At 63.0% G+C, this 15765-nt stretch carries 16 protein-coding genes; 12 read left to right on the top strand and 4 right to left on the bottom strand.

The genetic code is table 11. From position 1 onward, the window contains the following. The first annotated feature begins 389 nt into the window (after positions 1 to 389). The 5 genes from rpsB (at position 390) to HMPREF2678_RS06895 (ending at position 4567) form a co-directional block, all read left to right on the top strand. Positions 390 to 1199 carry a 30S ribosomal protein S2 gene (gene rpsB, locus HMPREF2678_RS06915; protein WP_034972955.1) on the top strand — a complete coding sequence of 270 codons (810 nt, stop codon included), beginning with the start codon at positions 390 to 392 and terminating at the stop codon, positions 1197 to 1199. 170 nt (positions 1200 to 1369) lie between these two features. Beyond that, on the top strand, positions 1370 to 2188 hold the full coding sequence (gene tsf, locus HMPREF2678_RS06910; RefSeq protein ID WP_034970521.1) for a translation elongation factor Ts: 819 nt from the start codon (positions 1370 to 1372) through the stop codon (positions 2186 to 2188). Positions 2189 to 2360: 172 nt separating this feature from the next. Beyond that, a complete protein-coding gene (gene pyrH, locus HMPREF2678_RS06905; protein WP_222866530.1) occupies positions 2361 to 3062 on the top strand; it encodes a UMP kinase in 702 nt (233 codons plus the stop codon). Positions 3063 to 3118: 56 nt separating this feature from the next. Beyond that, positions 3119 to 3676, top strand: a complete 558-nt coding sequence (gene frr, locus HMPREF2678_RS06900) for a ribosome recycling factor (protein WP_034972954.1) — start codon at positions 3119 to 3121, stop codon at positions 3674 to 3676. Between the two features lie 36 nt (positions 3677 to 3712). Continuing rightward, positions 3713 to 4567, top strand: a complete 855-nt coding sequence (locus tag HMPREF2678_RS06895) for a phosphatidate cytidylyltransferase (protein ID WP_034970530.1) — start codon at positions 3713 to 3715, stop codon at positions 4565 to 4567. Positions 4568 to 4571: 4 nt separating this feature from the next. Here HMPREF2678_RS06895 and HMPREF2678_RS06890 read toward each other — a convergent pair whose 3' ends face one another. After that, positions 4572 to 4955 (bottom strand): LapA family protein, encoded by a 384-nt coding sequence (locus HMPREF2678_RS06890; RefSeq protein WP_034970532.1) that lies wholly within the window; start codon positions 4953 to 4955, stop codon positions 4572 to 4574. A 77-nt stretch (positions 4956 to 5032) separates the two neighbouring features. Between HMPREF2678_RS06890 and rlmN the strand changes: the two genes are divergently transcribed. Continuing rightward, positions 5033 to 6145, top strand: coding sequence for a dual-specificity RNA methyltransferase RlmN (gene rlmN, locus HMPREF2678_RS06885; protein ID WP_034972950.1), 1113 nt, complete (start codon positions 5033 to 5035; stop codon positions 6143 to 6145). 5 nt (positions 6146 to 6150) lie between these two features. Here rlmN and HMPREF2678_RS06880 read toward each other — a convergent pair whose 3' ends face one another. Continuing rightward, positions 6151 to 6552 carry a DUF2631 domain-containing protein gene (locus HMPREF2678_RS06880; protein WP_034970539.1) on the bottom strand — a complete coding sequence of 134 codons (402 nt, stop codon included), beginning with the start codon at positions 6550 to 6552 and terminating at the stop codon, positions 6151 to 6153. 153 nt (positions 6553 to 6705) lie between these two features. On the opposite strand from HMPREF2678_RS06880, the gene dxr reads away from it, so the two are divergent. The 3 genes from dxr (at position 6706) to ispG (ending at position 10363) form a co-directional block, all read left to right on the top strand. After that, positions 6706 to 7890 (top strand): 1-deoxy-D-xylulose-5-phosphate reductoisomerase, encoded by a 1185-nt coding sequence (dxr, locus tag HMPREF2678_RS06875; protein ID WP_371325838.1) that lies wholly within the window; start codon positions 6706 to 6708, stop codon positions 7888 to 7890. Beyond that, the gene (locus tag HMPREF2678_RS06870) at positions 7875 to 9119 is read left to right on the top strand and encodes a M50 family metallopeptidase (protein ID WP_070551559.1); all 1245 of its coding nucleotides are present in this window, start codon (positions 7875 to 7877) and stop codon (positions 9117 to 9119) included. The genes dxr and HMPREF2678_RS06870 overlap by 16 nt, the downstream gene beginning before the upstream one ends. A gap of 83 nt (positions 9120 to 9202) precedes the next feature. After that, the gene (gene ispG, locus HMPREF2678_RS06865) at positions 9203 to 10363 is read left to right on the top strand and encodes a flavodoxin-dependent (E)-4-hydroxy-3-methylbut-2-enyl-diphosphate synthase (protein WP_034972946.1); all 1161 of its coding nucleotides are present in this window, start codon (positions 9203 to 9205) and stop codon (positions 10361 to 10363) included. On the opposite strand, the gene HMPREF2678_RS06860 is transcribed toward ispG, so the two are convergent. Continuing rightward, the gene (locus tag HMPREF2678_RS06860) at positions 10356 to 11078 is read right to left on the bottom strand and encodes an ABC transporter ATP-binding protein (RefSeq protein WP_070551558.1); all 723 of its coding nucleotides are present in this window, start codon (positions 11076 to 11078) and stop codon (positions 10356 to 10358) included. The two genes, ispG and HMPREF2678_RS06860, sit on opposite strands and share 8 nt — an antisense overlap. After that, entirely contained in the window at positions 11075 to 11956 is an 882-nt protein-coding gene (locus tag HMPREF2678_RS06855; protein ID WP_070551557.1) for an FtsX-like permease family protein, read from the bottom strand. The genes HMPREF2678_RS06860 and HMPREF2678_RS06855 overlap by 4 nt, the downstream gene beginning before the upstream one ends. Positions 11957 to 12110: 154 nt before the next feature. Here HMPREF2678_RS06855 and HMPREF2678_RS06850 point away from each other — a divergent pair, with 154 nt between their 5' ends. Genes HMPREF2678_RS06850 through HMPREF2678_RS06840 form a run of 3 tightly spaced genes read left to right on the top strand, consistent with a single transcriptional unit; the run spans position 12111 to position 15754 of the window. Then, on the top strand, positions 12111 to 13181 hold the full coding sequence (locus HMPREF2678_RS06850) for a sensor histidine kinase (protein WP_051894272.1): 1071 nt from the start codon (positions 12111 to 12113) through the stop codon (positions 13179 to 13181). Positions 13182 to 13190: 9 nt separating this feature from the next. Continuing rightward, complete coding sequence (locus HMPREF2678_RS06845) at positions 13191 to 13841, top strand: response regulator (protein ID WP_035008275.1); 651 nt, start codon at positions 13191 to 13193, stop codon at positions 13839 to 13841. Between the two features lie 20 nt (positions 13842 to 13861). Continuing rightward, positions 13862 to 15754, top strand: a complete 1893-nt coding sequence (locus HMPREF2678_RS06840) for a penicillin-binding transpeptidase domain-containing protein (RefSeq protein WP_070551553.1) — start codon at positions 13862 to 13864, stop codon at positions 15752 to 15754. Positions 15755 to 15765 lie beyond the last annotated feature (11 nt).

Raw genomic sequence — 15765 nt, 5'->3', positions numbered from 1 at the left:
CGGGTGGACTTGTTTCAGCAGCGTGAGTGGGGGTAGGGTAGCAGTCGCAGTATGTCCGGGCTCGTCCTCATGCAACTCGCATGTGACATTCACATGGAGGGCAAGCGGTTTCGCGAAGACCGTGGGGTAGAGCAAGGCTACTGACTACGCGTAGATAATTCGCACCCCACACAATGGCTCACCAGCACGGTCCCGCTAACGACGGCGGGCGAACATGGCGAGTCACAGCTACACCGGGGAAGTATCTGCCAGGATGGTGCATAAGCCACGCACGTACAGTGAGTGTCGAGTGCATCGTGAAGAAAACCGTCAAACCCTAAACTTTGAAAGCGAGGAAGGGGCGGCGCCGACCACACGGCCGGCTAGAAGAAATACGCCCCTGTAACACCATGGCTGTTGTTACTATGCGCGAGCTGCTGGACGCTGGTGTCCACTTCGGTCACCAGACCCGTCGTTGGAACCCGAAGATGAAGCGCTTCATCTTCACCGACCGCAACGGCATCTACATCATCGACCTGCAGCAGACCCTGACCTACATCGATGAGGCTTACGAGTTCGTCAAGGAGACCGTCGCCCACGGCGGCAACATCCTGTACGTCGGCACCAAGAAGCAGGCTCAGGAAGCAGTTGCTAACGAGGCTGAGCGTGTTGGCATGCCTTACGTCAACCACCGCTGGCTGGGCGGCATGCTGACCAACTTCCAGACCGTTGCTAAGCGTCTGCACCGCCTGAAGGAACTGCAGGCAATGGACGCAGCTGAGGACGGCTACAAGGGCCGCACCAAGAAGGAAGTTCTGATGCTGACCCGCGAGCGCAACAAGCTGGAGCGCGTCCTGGGCGGTATCGCGGACATGACCAAGACCCCGTCCGCACTGTGGATCGTTGACACCAACAAGGAGCACATCGCTGTCTCCGAGGCGCAGAAGCTGAACATCCCGGTTGTCGCAATCCTGGATACCAACTGCGACCCGGACGTTGTCGACTACCCGATCCCGGGCAACGACGATGCCATCCGTTCCGCAAACCTGCTGACCAGCATCATTTCCTCCGCTGTTGAGGCCGGCCGCCAGGCACGCGCCGAGCGCCAGGAAGCTGCTGCAAAGGAAGCTGCAGGCGACGCTGACAAGGCTCCGGCTGAGGCTGAGAAGACCGAGGCTCCGGCTGAGGCTGAGACCGCCGAGGAAAAGTCTGAGGCATAAGCTGTTGTAGAACAGCTATAAAGCGCCCACCCCCGTATGGGACACAGATTGAATCCCGTGTCCAACGGGCGTGGGCGTTACTTGTAACCTAGGCTGGAAAACAGGACTGAGTTTAGAAACTGTAATTTCAGCCACCATTAGTACTTCCACCAGAAGGAGGATCGCCCCACATGGCGAACTACACCGCTGCAGACGTTAAGAAGCTCCGCGAGATCACCGGCTCCGGCATGATGGACTGCAAGAAGGCCCTGGAAGAAGCCGCAGGCGACTTCGACAAGGCCATCGAGATCCTGCGCATCAAGGGTGCAAAGGACGTTGGCAAGCGCGCAGAGCGCTCCGCTTCCGAGGGCCTGATCGCTATCTCCGGCAACACCATGATCGAGGTCAACGCTGAGACCGACTTCGTGGCAAAGAACGCCGAGTTCATCGAGTTCGCCGACAAGGTAGCTGCAGCAGCTGCCGAGGCCAAGGCAAACTCCCGCGAAGAGCTCGAGGCAGTTGAGGTTGACGGCCAGAAGGCTGTCGACGCACTGCAGCAGCTGTCCGCAAAGATCGGTGAGAAGCTGGAGCTGAAGCGCGCCACCACCATCGAGGGCGACAAGGTTGCTGTTTACAAGCACCACCGCTCCGCTGACCTGCCGCCGGCAGTTGGCGTTCTGGTTTCCTACGAGGGCGACGACGAGGGTGCTGCCAAGGCTGCCGCTATGCAGGTTGCCGCTCTGAAGGCTAAGTACCTGAGCAGCGACGAGGTTCCGGCCGAGACCGTTGCCAAGGAGCGCGAGATCGCCGAGGCTACCGCTCGCGAGGAGGGCAAGCCGGAGAAGGCACTGCCGAACATCATCGAGGGTCGCCTGAAGGGCTACTTCAAGGACGTTTGCCTGCTGGATCAGCCGTCCGTCACCGAGTCCAAGAAGTCTGTTAAGCAGGTTATGGACGAGGCCGGCGTGACCCTGAAGGGCTTCAAGCGCTTCGAGGTTGGCCAGGCTTAAGGTCTGCACACTCCGAAAATTTTTTCGGCAGAGGCTCCGGCACACGAATGGGTGCCGGGGCCTCTTTTGTGTGTGCGGGTGGGGTATTATGACCACCAGTGCCAAACACGTCTACCTCAAGGAGCAAACCCCGGTGAGTACAGCCGAAAACCGCGAAGGCTACAAGCGCGTTATGTTGAAGCTGGGGGGTGAGATGTTCGGCGGAGGAAAGGTCGGCATCGACCCCGACGTCGTTCAGAACGTCGCACGGCAGATCGCGGAAGTCTCCAAGTCCGGCGTAGAAGTAGCCGTGGTTATCGGCGGCGGTAACTTCTTCCGCGGTGCCGAGCTGCAGCAGCGCGGCCTGGAGCGCTCCCGCTCCGACTACATGGGAATGCTCGGCACGGTGATGAACTGCCTGGCTCTACAGGACTTCCTGGAGCAGGAGGGCGTGGACTGCCGCGTACAGACCGCCATCCAGATGACCCAGGTCGCAGAGCCCTACTTGCCTCTGCGCGCACGCCGCCACCTCGAAAAGGGACGCGTGGTTATCTTCGGTGCAGGCATGGGCATGCCGTACTTCTCCACCGACACCACGGCCGCCCAGCGTGCCCTGGAAATCGGCTGCGAGGTCCTGCTGATGGCCAAGGCCGTCGACGGCGTGTACAGCGACGACCCGCGCACCAACCCGGACGCGGAGCTGTTCCACGAGATCACCCCATGGGAGGTCATCGAGAAGGGCTTGAAGGTCGCAGACGCCACCGCGTTCTCCCTCTGCATGGACAACAAGATGCCGATCCTGGTGTTCAACCTGCTTACCGAGGGCAACATCGCCCGCGCGGTCGCCGGCGAGCGCATCGGCACCTTGGTCGACAGTAACGTCCGCACCAGCTAGCCATACAAGCGGGTCACTCAACACTTTCCCCACCGTAGACTGGTAAATTCTTAAACATGATTGACGATATTCTGCTTGAATCCGAAGAGCGCATGACTAGCTCTGTGGAGCACGCTCGCGAAGACCTGACGACCATTCGTACCGGTCGCGCGAACCCGTCGATGTTCAACGGCGTGGTAGCCGAGTACTACGGGGTTCCCACCCCGATTACCCAGATGGCCACCATCAGCGTGCCGGAGCCCCGCATGCTGCTGATCAAGCCCTACGAGCAGTCCACCATGGGAGAGATTGAGAACGCTATCCGCAACTCCGACTTGGGCGTCAACCCCACCAACGACGGCCAGGTGCTGCGCGTAACCATCCCGCAGCTCACCGAGGAGCGCCGCAAGGAAATGGTCAAGGTGGCCAAGTCCAAGGGCGAGGACGCGAAGATCGCCATCCGCAACATCCGCCGCAAGGGCATGGAGCAGCTGGGCAAGATCCAGAAGGACGGCGAGGCCGGCGAGGACGAAGTCCGCGCGGCGGAGAAGGATCTGGAGAAGATCACCCACAACTACGTCGAGCAGGTCGACGCCCTGGTGGAGGCCAAGGAGAAGGAACTGCTCGAGGTCTAAAGAGGACCTCCTCGGCGCAAGAAAGGTTCTGTACTCATCGTTGCTCGCCCGAAGCCCAAGAACAGCGCCGGCCGCGACCTAAAGCAGGCAATCGCGGTCGGCGTGTTCTTGGGCGCCATCGCAATCGGGGGGCTGTTCACGCCCTTCGCCTGGTATCCACTGGTCGCCCTGGCTCTGTCCCTGGCAGTGTACGAAGTGTGGCGCCGACTGTACGAGGCCGGATACGTACTGAACCTGCCGGTTCTGATCCTGGGATCTCAGGTGATCGTGTGGCTGTCGTGGCCATTCGGGCCGACGGGCGCGCTGGGAGGGTTCGTCATCAGTGTTTTGCTGGTGATGGTCACGCGCCTGTTTCACCACGGCCGTTCTTCGCCGCCGCATAACTATCTGCGCGACACGGCGGTTGGCATTTTCCTGCTGACGTGGATACCCCTGTTCGGCAGTTTCGCCGCCATGCTGTCGCGCATGCAACGCGATCACATTGATGGCTGGGCCTTTATCGTCACGTTTATGCTGTGCGTCGTCGGTTCCGACGTCGGTGGTTATATCGCAGGCGTGCTCTTCGGTTCGCACTCGATGGCTCCCGCGGTGAGCCCGAAGAAGTCCTGGGAAGGCTTTGTCGGCTCGCTGATTTTGTCCACCGCCATCGGCGTGGCGTGTGTGACTCTGCTGCTCTCCGGCCCGTTCTGGGTGGGGCTGCTGTTGGGGCCGGGTCTGGCTTGCTGCGCTACCCTCGGCGATCTTGTGGAGTCGCAGTTCAAGCGCGACCTCGGCATCAAGGACATGTCCGGCATGCTGCCGGGCCACGGTGGTTTGATGGATCGCCTGGACGGCATGTTGCCGTCGGCGATGATCACCTGGGTGGTGCTGAATATGCTGAGCGGCGTGTAGCCCCCTAGCGGGTGACCTGCTTGCGCAGCTGGATGATGCGCACGCCACCGACCAGCGCCATAATTAGCGCGCCGACGATCGCGGCAATCAGCATGCCCACGCCGATCGGGAAGGTCATCGTCCAGCCCAGCAGCTGCAGCTCCACGGACTCCTGATTCTGCAGGATGAACACCAGCAGCAGGATCAGCAGCAGCACACCCACAATCAGGCCGACCCACGTCGTGCCTGCCAGCGACTTCTGTACTTCGCGGTGTTCTTCGGGGTTCTTTGGTGTTGACGCCGCCGGCTCCACCCCAGCCGGCGGTCCCTGCACTGGCTCGTTGCCAACGGGCTGAGCGTTGTTCTCTGGCATGGGCGGGCGGTTCATATTGTCGTTCATACCTCCCATTCAACGGCATATCCGGGCGCACTTCAGATTTTGGCGATGTGAGGGTTACCCCCGGTACGTGCAATAATGGGCGCATTATGGCTACACCAGTGAAACTTCAGTTCGCCGCGCCTAAAAGGGGCATGCCGCCTGCACACATGGCGGATCTAGATCAGGAAACTCTGCAGCAGAAAGTCCAGGAGCTCGGTTTGCCGAAGTTCCGGGCTGACCAGATTCGGCGTCAATACTACGGGCGCCTGCAGGGCGACCCGATGGAGATGACGGACCTGCCAGAGGCGAAGCGAGCGGCGGTGAAGGAGGCACTGTTCCCCGAACTGATGCGCCCGCTGCGCAACATGGAGGCCGACGACGGCGAAACGCGCAAGACGCTCTGGCAGCTGCACGACGGCACGATGCTGGAGAGCGTGCTGATGCGCTACCCGGGGCGCGCGACGCTGTGCATTTCCTCTCAGGCTGGCTGCGGAATGGCCTGCCCGTTCTGCGCTACCGGTCAGGGAGGACTGGACCGCAACCTCTCCGTCGGCGAGATGGTGGAGCAGGCCCGCGCCGCCGCCGTGGCGATGCGCGACGGGGAAGTCGATGGGGAAGAGGGGCGCCTGTCCAACATCGTGTTCATGGGTATGGGCGAGCCGCTGGCGAACTACAAGCGAGTGGTGGAGACCATCCGTAAGGTGTCGGCCCCCGCGCCGGAGGGATTCGGTATTTCCCAGCGCAACATCACCGTCTCCACGGTGGGGCTGGCTCCGGCAATCCGCAAACTGGCGGACGAGGATATGAAGGTGCGCCTCGCGGTCTCCCTGCACACTCCCGACGACGAACTGCGCGATGAGCTAGTTCCGGTGAACAACCGCTGGTCGGTGGAGGAAGTGCTGGATGCTGCGCGCTACTACGCGGATACTTCCGGGCGCCGCGTATCCATTGAATACGCCCTGATCCGAGATATGAACGATCAGGATTGGCGTGCCGACCTCTTGGGCAAGAAGCTGCGCGGAGCGCTGGGCTCGAAGGTGCACGTTAATGTGATTCCACTGAACCCGACTCCGGGCTCCAAGTGGGATGCGTCCCCGAAGGAACGCCAGGATGAGTTCGTCCGCCGCGTGGAGGCCCAGGGCGTGCCGTGCACCGTGCGCGATACGAAGGGCCAGGAAATTGCTGCGGCCTGTGGCCAGCTAGCGGCGGAAGAGCGCTAGGAAAACTAGCGCGCGACCGTCGTCGGGTCGATGTTCTGAGCGCGCAGTTCGTCGTCGCTCAGGTTGGAGTATGCACCGGTCAGGTTCAGCTGGTCAGCGGACCATACCGGCTCGACGTGGCCTTCCGGCTTGTTGCGCGCGGTGACGGTCTTGCGCTGCTTGAACTTCGGGGTAGCCAGCCACAGGCCCAAGCCGAGGAAAACCACGACGGCCAGGACGATCAGCCAGATGTTCTCAACATTGCCCTTGTGGTTGCCGAACAGCATGCCCAGCAAGAACAGGCCACCGATTACACCGGCAGTAATGATTCCGCGACGCGGAAGCTCGCTCCAGCCCCAAGCCGCAGACGGTACGTCCGCGGTGGATACGCCGTTGTAAACTTCAGCTTCCTTAGAGTGGTGCGCCACCGTTTCCTCCTGAATGTCAAAAGAATTCTATCTCTCGTATTTTGACACACCCGACCCCAATTGTCCCTATCCGCGCGCGGGGAATGGCAGGAAAATACCTACTTTGGGTGGGGATGTGCGGGCGTCCCAAAGAAAAGAAATAGAATAGGCCACGTGAAAACGCGTGTAGTAGTTCTAGGCAGTACCGGCTCCATAGGCACCCAAGCTTTGGAGGTGATGGCGGATAACCCGGAGCGTTTCGAGCTTGTCGGGATTTCCGCGCACGGATCGAAGCCGGAGCTGCTGGCGGAACAGGTGCGCCAGTTCGGGTTGGAGCTCAGCCACGTGGCGGTGGCCTCCGAGCGGGCAGCCGAGTGGCTGGACGGGGAGATCAGCGGGGGACGTTGCATCCGCGGCAAGGATTCCGCCCGCGAGTTGGTTGAGGCGCTCGGGCCGGGGCTCACCGAGAACGACGTGATCCTCAACGCCCTGGTGGGGTCGTTGGGCCTGGACGCCACCCTGGCCGCCTTGGGAACGAAGGCGAAGCTGGCACTGGCGAACAAGGAATCCCTCGTGGCCGGTGGGCAGCTGGTGCTCGAGGCCGCGGCGGAAGGGCAGCTGATTCCCGTGGACTCGGAGCACTCCGCGATGGCTCAGTGCCTGCGCTCCGGGCGGGTGGATGAGGTCGACTCGCTGGTGCTGACCGCCTCCGGTGGCCCCTTCCGCGGCTACACCCGCGCGCAGCTGGAGGATGTCACCCCGCTGCAGGCCGCCAACCACCCGACCTGGTCGATGGGCCAGATGAACACGCTGAACTCCGCGACGATGGTCAACAAGGGGCTGGAGCTGATCGAGGCCAGCCTGCTGTTCGGCATTCCCGCCGAGAAAATCGACGTGACCGTCCATCCGCAGTCCATCGTCCACTCCATGGTCACCTTTATCGACGGGGCGACGATCGCCCAGGCCTCCCCGCCGTCGATGAAGCTGCCGATCTCCCTGGCCCTTGGCTGGCCAGATCGCATTGCCGATGCCCAGCCGAAGCTGGACTTCTCCTCGGCCGCGGATTGGCATTTCGAGCCGCTGGACGACGACGTCTTCCCGGCCGTCACGCTGGCACGCCAGGCCGTCACTGCCGGCGGAACGATGCCCGCGGTCTATAATGCAGCGAACGAGGAAGCGGCCGTCGAGTTCCTGAACGGCAGGCTGAGCTTCCCCCGCATTGTGGATACTGTGGCGGCCACCATGGAGGCTTGCCAACACCTGTCCGCCGAACCCAACGACCTGGAAGATGTGCTGGCAGCGGAGCGCGAAGCCCGCGCCAAGGCGCATGAAAGGATGGCCACGTGGCTTTCGGACTAGGGGTAGTTCTTTTCGCCCTAGGCATCGCCGTCTCTATTGCCCTGCACGAGGCCGGGCACCTCATCGCCGCCCGCATGTCGGGTATGCGCGTGCGGCGCTACTTCATCGGCTTCGGCCCGACGATCTTTAGCTTCCGCAAGGGGCACACCGAATACGGCCTGAAGGGTGTCCCCCTGGGTGGTTTCTGCGACATCGCCGGCATGACGAAGCTGGACGAGATGACCGACGAGGAGCGCCCGTACGCCATGTACGACAAGCCGGCGCTCCGGCGCATCTTCGTCATGCTTGGCGGCATCATCATGAACATCGTCCTGGCCCTGGGCATCCTCTACGGCGTGGCCTTGGCCTGGGGATTGCCGGATCGCAGCGTGGTGTTCACTCCCACCGTCGAATCCACCCAGTGCGCACCGGCGAAGCAAAATTCGGACGGCACGCTCGCCAAGTGCTCGGGCGACGGTCCGGCGGCGGAGTCCGGCGTCCAGACCGGCGACACCTTTCTATCCGTCAACGGCGAAGAAACAAAGGACTTCCGGGCCTTCACCAAGGCCATCGCCGACGAGGCGAAGCACGCGGCCGACAACGGTAAGAAGGTCGGCGACCGCATTACGGTGCCCGCCGTTGTAGACCGCGAAGGTAAGCACCAGAACCTCGACCTGCAGATCGAGCTGGTGGAGCGCCTGAACTCCGCCGGCAACCCCATGACCTCCGGCGCTGTCGGCATCAGCGCGAAGCGGCCGAAGTTCGTCATCAATCAGTACAACCCGGCCAGCGCGGTGGGCGGCACGCTGTCCTTCACCGGGGGAATGGTCAATGACACGTTCCACGGCCTCATCGAGCTGCCGCAGCGCGTGCCGGGCGTGGTCAAGTCCATCTTCGGCGGCCACCGCGCCGACGATTCCCCGATGAGTGTGGTCGGCGCCTCCCGCGTCGGCGGCGAGCTAGTGCAGTACCAGCAGTGGATGAGCTTCCTCATGACCCTGGCGAGCCTGAACCTCTTCCTCGCCGCCTTCAACCTGGTGCCATTGCCACCGTTGGACGGCGGCCACATCGCCGTGGTGATCTACGAGAAGATCCGCGACTTCTTCCGCCGCCTGCGCGGTAAGCAGCCGGGTGGCCCCGCGGATTACACCAAGCTGATGCCCCTGACCTACGCGGCCACGGCGGTGTTGTTGGTGTTCGGCATTATCGTCATCGTCGCTGATGTAGTTAATCCGATCCGTATTTTCTGACGCCCACATCTGCGCGCCTGCAACGACGCGTAGAATTGTTGAAGGTTCAACGGCATTCACAACTGAAAGGTTTGTCTTCGTACATGTCTGGTATTTCCCTGGGTATCCCCGACGGTCCGCCCCCAGTTCTGGCCCCGCGCCGTAAGACCCGCCAGCTGATGGTCGGCGGGGTAGGGGTGGGCAGCGATCACCCGATCTCGGTGCAGTCGATGACCACGACGAAGACGCACGACGTTAACGCGACGTTGCAGCAGATCGCCCAGCTGACCGCCTCCGGCTGCGATATCGTCCGCGTGGCGTGCCCGAAGACGGTGGACGCCGAGGCGCTGCCCGCCATCGCCGCCAAGTCACCGATCCCGGTCATCGCGGACATTCACTTCCAGCCGAAGTACATCTTCAGCGCCATCGACGCGGGCTGCGCGGCCGTGCGCGTGAACCCTGGCAACATCAAGGAGTTCGACGGCCGGGTCAAGGAGGTCGCGAAGGCGGCCGGGGATGCTGGCATTCCGATCCGTATTGGCGTCAATGCCGGTTCGCTGGATAAGCGCATCATGGAGAAGTACGGCAAGGCCACGCCCGAAGCGCTGGTCGAGTCCGCCATGTGGGAGGCCAGCCTGTTCGAGGAGCACGGCTTCGGCGACATCGCCATCTCTGTGAAGCACAACGACCCGGTCGTGATGGTGGAGGCCTACCGCCAGCTGGCCGCGCAGTCTGACTACCCGCTGCACCTCGGCGTGACGGAGGCCGGCCCGGCCTTCCAGGGCACCATCAAGTCCTCCGTCGCCTTCGGCGCGCTGCTGGCCGAGGGCATCGGCGACACGATCCGCGTGTCCCTGTCCGCCGATCCAGTCGAAGAGATCAAGGTCGGCGACCAAATCCTGCAGTCGCTGAACCTGCGCCCCCGCAAGCTCGAGATCGTGTCTTGCCCCTCGTGCGGTCGCGCGCAGGTGGATGTGTACAAGCTGGCCGACGAGGTCACCGCTGGCCTGGAAGGCATGGAGTTCCCACTGCGCGTGGCCGTCATGGGCTGCGTGGTGAATGGCCCGGGCGAGGCCCGCGATGCCGACCTGGGCGTGGCCTCCGGTAACGGCAAGGGGCAGATCTTTGTGAAGGGCGAGGTCATAAAGACCGTGCCCGAGGATCAGATCGTGGAGACCCTCATCGAAGAGGCCATGCGCATCGCCGAGGAAGAAGGCCTGGAGGCCGTCGAGGGCCAGAAGGCCGACGTTCGCGTGACTAAGTAGTCACGGGCGCTGCCTCGCTGGCCTTGCCGTCCACCAGCTCGATGCGGCGGCCCAACGTGGCCAGCTGCTCCTGGTCGTGGGACACGTACAGCACGGGGGTGTTGCGCTCGCGTGCCAGACCCACGATCAGCTCCGTGACGCGCTGCGCGTTGGTGGTATCCAGCGCCGCGGTCGGCTCGTCGACCAGCAGTAGCGCCGGGTCGTTCATCATTGCGCGTGCCAGGTTAACGCGTGCCTGCTGGCCGCCGGAAAGCTCGGAGACCTTCGCGTTCTCTCGCCCTTCCAGGCCCACTTCCTTGAGCATGCGCTCGGCTTTCTCTTCTTGCTGACGCCACACTTTTCCGCTGATACCGAATGGCTTATCCAGGCGGCTCATCACCATGAGCTGTTCCTTAGCGTTCAGTGCGGGCAGGAGGTTCGGCTGCTGAAACACAATGCCCAGGTGGCGGCGGCGGATCTCGGCGGCCTGGCGACCCGACACGGTACCGAGCTCCAGTGTCTCCTCGCCGTGCAGGGTGGCCGACCCGCTGGTGGCGGTTTCCAGGCAGCCGATGATGGACAGCAGGGTGGACTTTCCGGAGCCGGAGGGGCCGGTGATGCCGACGACGTCGCCGGGATCCACGTTGAAGCTGACGTCGCTCAGCAGGTTGCGCTTGGTGGTCCCGTCGGTGATCTCCAGGGAGATGTTCTTGACTTCGAGTGCGGGGAAGATCATGAGTTCATTGCCTTTCGCGGATCGACCTTCATAACGGGGATGATGGACAGGCCAGCGCCGAGGAGGCCTGCAACCAGCAGAATGCCGGCGGGGACGAGGGTGGTGTTGGCGGTGACCTCCATGGGGATTCCGTCCAGGAACCCACCGACGCCGACGGTCATCAGGGTGCCCGCCGTGATGCCCACGATTAGGACAACCAGCGCCTGGCCGACCGCGTCGCTCAAGATACTGGAGCGCGTGCCGCCCAGCGCGACCGTGATGGCCACGCCTCGTAGGCGCTGCATCGTCCACACGGTGAAGAAGGCACCTAGAACCAGGGCGGAGATGACGTAGAGCAGCACGATCATGAGGCTCAGCGACGACTGTTCGCCCTTGTAGGAGGCGCTAGCGTTTAAGGCCTCCTTGCCCTTCATCATGACCGCCCCGTTGATTGGTTTTGCGTCGCCAGCAACTACGCCGAAGGCGGAGGCGCCGGGCAGGTCCTTTACCTCATCGGTACTCATCCAGTGGATGGGCTGGTGCTCTAGGTAGAGTTCCTCACTGGGCTTTTCACCCTTGTAGGACATTGCAATGAACGGCTGACCTTCCGCATCCTTCGAGCGGGCCATCGTGACGACCTCTCCGCCACGGCTCTCAACGGCGCTGGCTTGGGCGTCACTAAGAGAACCCGTACTTAGGTTCACAGTGCCGCCGGCATCGTTGAGCACGAGTTGACGGTCGCTTCCGACCTTGTGCTGCAATGCGGAGGCGGACTGGAAGCTCAGACCTGCAGACAGGGAGCTCAAGAGAGTGACCATCGCGGTGATCAGAAGGACGGTGGTGATAATAAGCGCCGTCTTACCGCGGGATACGCGCAGTTCGCGGATCCCTTGAAACATGAAGCCCCGGACGGGGGTTAACGACTTATTACTTAGCATGGCCCCTATTCTTCGCACGGAGAGGAAGGAACACATCGGGCAAAGTAGTAGTCTTCGACTCATACTTTAGGTGGAGGTGCGCTGCACCTTGTGGCCGTTAGACTTGGGGACAATCATGATTCACACATCAAAGTCGACCGCCAAGTCGAACAAGGTCATTGCGCTGAACCGGGCGTGGGTCTACCTGGGCATGGGGCTGCACCTGCTGATGGCTCTGCTGATGGCGGTGACCGTCATCCGCGACGGATGGTCGTGGAACGCCGCAGCGCTGTGCTTCATCTACGTCATGGGGCTGTGGCTGCGCCCCAGGTGGCTGTGGTTGACGCTGGTGATCGCCGCCTGGGCGTGCCTGCTGTTGGTGGCCCCAAGTGCTGCGTTTATGGCATTTGCGCTGTTCTTCCTGTGCGTCGGCGTGCTGCCCATGTGGCCGGCGATCGTGTGCAACACAGTGGTCACCGTGTTGTCTATCTACCACAGCGGGGAGGCCTTGGGGCCGATCGTCGCCGCGGTGGTCGCGACGGTTGTCGGCTTAGGCTTCAAGGAGCTGCGCGACGAAGCCAGCGCCCGGGAAACTGCCAGCCGCCTCGCTGGCGAAATGGACGAACGCACCCGCCTGGCCGGGGAGATCCACGACACGGTCGCGCAGGGCTTAAGTTCCATTCACATGATCCTGCAGGCCGTGGAGAAGCGCGTCGATGACCCCGAGATCCTGGAGAACCTGCGGCTGGCGCGCACCACCGCCGAAGACAACCTGGCGGAAACTCGCCGCATTATTGCCGCCCTGCAGCCCGGACCGCTGGTCGGCGGAGACCTGCCCATCGCTCTGGCACGCGTGTGTTCGGGCACCCCGCTGGGTGAGGCCTTAAGCTTCGACGTTGAGGGCGATCCCTACGACCTGGACGAAAAGGTGGAACAGGAGCTCACGCGCATCACCCAATCGCTCGTGTCTAACGTGGTGAAGCATTCGGAGGCCACGCGCGCCCGCGTGACCCTGACCTACCAGGACGACATGCTGAGCCTCGATGTGGTGGACAATGGCCGCGGAATGGACGCCGACCAGATGAGCCTGTCGCCCGTCGGCCTGGCGGGCGTCCGCCGTCGCGCTAATCTAATCGGGGCAACCATGCACGTGGAGAGCTCCCCAGGGGCCGGGTGTGGCGTTTCCATCCAAGTGCCGATGCGTTAGGAGCTGACTGTGCCAGACCAACTTCGCGTGCTGATCTGCGATGATCACCCCGTCGTGCGTGCCGGAATCGAAGCCATGCTGCGGGGTACCGGGGACGTGGAAGTCGTTGCCTCCGTCGGCGAACCCGAGCGCGCCGTCGCGATCTGCGAGATGGAACGCCCCGACGTTGTACTGATGGATCTACGCTTCGGCGAAGGCCCCGGCAGCGAGGGCGCCGAGTCTGGGGGCGTGCGTGCCACCCGCGCCATCCGCACGCAGCGGCCCGCCCCGCAGGTGCTGATCCTGACGAACTACTCCACCGACAGCGACGTGCTGGGCGCCATTTCCGCAGGCGCGGTCGGCTACCTGCTGAAGGACTGCTCCCCGGAGGATCTCGCAGAGGGCATCCGCCAAGCCGCCCGCGGACAGACCGTGATGAACAAGAGCATCATCGGCAAGCTCCGCGGCCGCCTGGCCAACCCCTTCGAATCGCTGACTAACCGCGAGCAGGAGGTGCTAACCCTGGCCAGCCACGGCAAGTCTAACCGCGCCATCGCCAAGGAGCTGATTCTTACGGAGGCGACCGTGAAGTCCCACATGGCGCACGTGTTTTCCAAACTCAATGTGAAAAACAGAACAGCTGCCGTCGCCGTGGCGAGGGAACGCGGAATCATCGATTAACCCTGCTAACCTCTGTGCCTATGCGCACCCTCACTTTTTCCCTCAGCTCCGCCACCCGACGGAGTATCACCGCGGCCGTCACTACGGCAGGGCTAGTGCTGGGGGCTGCGGCTTGTACGCCGAAACCTGATGTTGCTGATGACGCCGCCCAGGCCTTTCTTTCTGCCCTTTCCACACCGGGGGAGGCTTCCGTAGCTGGCGGGGAGACCGATAACCCCGATGAGGCGTCCCAGGCCATTGACCAGGCGTGGAAGTCCCTGCAGGCCGAGGGGCTGCGGACGGAACTGAAGAACGTCAACTCCAAGGACAACCAGGCCACCGCCCAGTACTCGATGCACTGGCAACTGCCGGGTGGTCGCGATTTTTCCTATGACTCGTCCATGAGCCTGACCCGCACCGGCGACGACTGGTCCGTACGTTGGCAGCCGGCTGTGTTACACCCGGAGCTCGGCGCGAATCAGCACCTGGAGCTGCGCAGCGTGCCAGCGACAGTGGCGAATGTCGTGGGGTCCGATGGCGCGGTGTTGCTGAAGCCGGGCACCCAGTACCGCATCCTCGTGGATACGAAGAAGGTGGCCAGCGTACTTGGAACGATGCGCCGCATCGCCGGTGAACTCGACGCCCTGCGTGCGGGCGACAAGTCCGTGCCCGCCATCAACCCCGAAAAGGAGGCCGAGGAAGCCGACGGGGTGGACGGCGAGTACTCCGTCGTGAGCGTCAACCAGGCTCAGGGCAAGCGCTTGCAGGAAGTCCTCGGCAATGTCGAGGGCGTCCGCATGAACGAAGAGCCCGCCTTGGTGCGCCCCGATCCTTCCTTTGCCCCGGACATCATGTCGCGCGTGAGCAGCGTGGTGGAAAAGGACCTGCAGGGCGTCAACGGCTGGAAGGTCGTCGCCGCCACCAACGAGGGCAACGAGGTTGCCCAGGTCGGCGGCGAGGAAGCCAAGTCCGCGCCGAGCGTGCGCGTCTCCCTGTCCCGCAAGGTGCAGGAGGCCGCCCAGAAGGCTGTGAATACCCGCGCCGATTCGAAGGTGATGATGGTGGTCATGCGCCCATCGACCGGCGAAGTGCTGGCCGTCGCGCAGTCAGAAAAGGCCGACGAGGACGGCAACACGGCTCTCATGGGCCAGTACCCGCCGGGCTCGACGTTCAAGATGCTCACCGCATACGCCGGCTTGCAGAAGCAGGGGCTTACTCCGGATTCGATCGTTGATTGCCCCGGAACTCAGGACATCGGCGGACGCGTGGTGACCAACTACAACGGTTTCTCGCTGGGCAGCACCCCTCTGGAAGATGCCTTCGCCAAGTCGTGCAACACCACCTTCGCGGACATCTCGACCAAGCTAAAGCCCGGCGAGTTGAAGGACGTCGCAGCGCAGTTTGGTCTCGGCGCGGACTACGACATCGAGGGCCTGGAGACCATCACCGGCTCCGTACCCGAGGGCGAGACGATGCTCGACCGCACCGAAGCCGGCTACGGCCAGGGCCTCGACCTGGCCAGCCCCTTCGGCATAGCCTTGGTCGCTTCCGCTGTGGCAGCCGGCAAGGTGCCCACCCCGTACCTCATCGCCGGCGACAACCACCACACCGAGGCGAATAACGACGAGGCCAAAAAGGACGCCAAGAAGAAGCTGGATCCGAAAGTCATTCAAGAACTCCGCCGCATGATGCGGGCAGTAGTGACCAATGGCTCGGGCTCCGGGGTGGCCGGCGCCGGAGAGGTCTACGCCAAGACCGGTGAGGCGGAAATCAATGAAGGTTCTCACAGTTGGCTAGCCGGATACCGCGGCGACCTGGCCTTTGCGACCCTCATTGTGCTCGGCGGCGGATCCGAGCACGCTACCGCCGTGACTGCCGATTTCTTTAAGAACCTGGATGGCCCGGGCGCGGAGGCGGAAGGGCGTCAAGAGTAGAATAAGGACCC

It is taken from the genome of Corynebacterium sp. HMSC058E07, assembly GCF_001809885.1.
In the GTDB taxonomy this organism is placed as follows: Bacteria; Actinomycetota; Actinomycetes; order Mycobacteriales; family Mycobacteriaceae; genus Corynebacterium; species Corynebacterium macclintockiae.
Note: the sequence above shows the minus strand (reverse complement) of the source record. Positions and strands in the feature narration are given on the sequence as shown.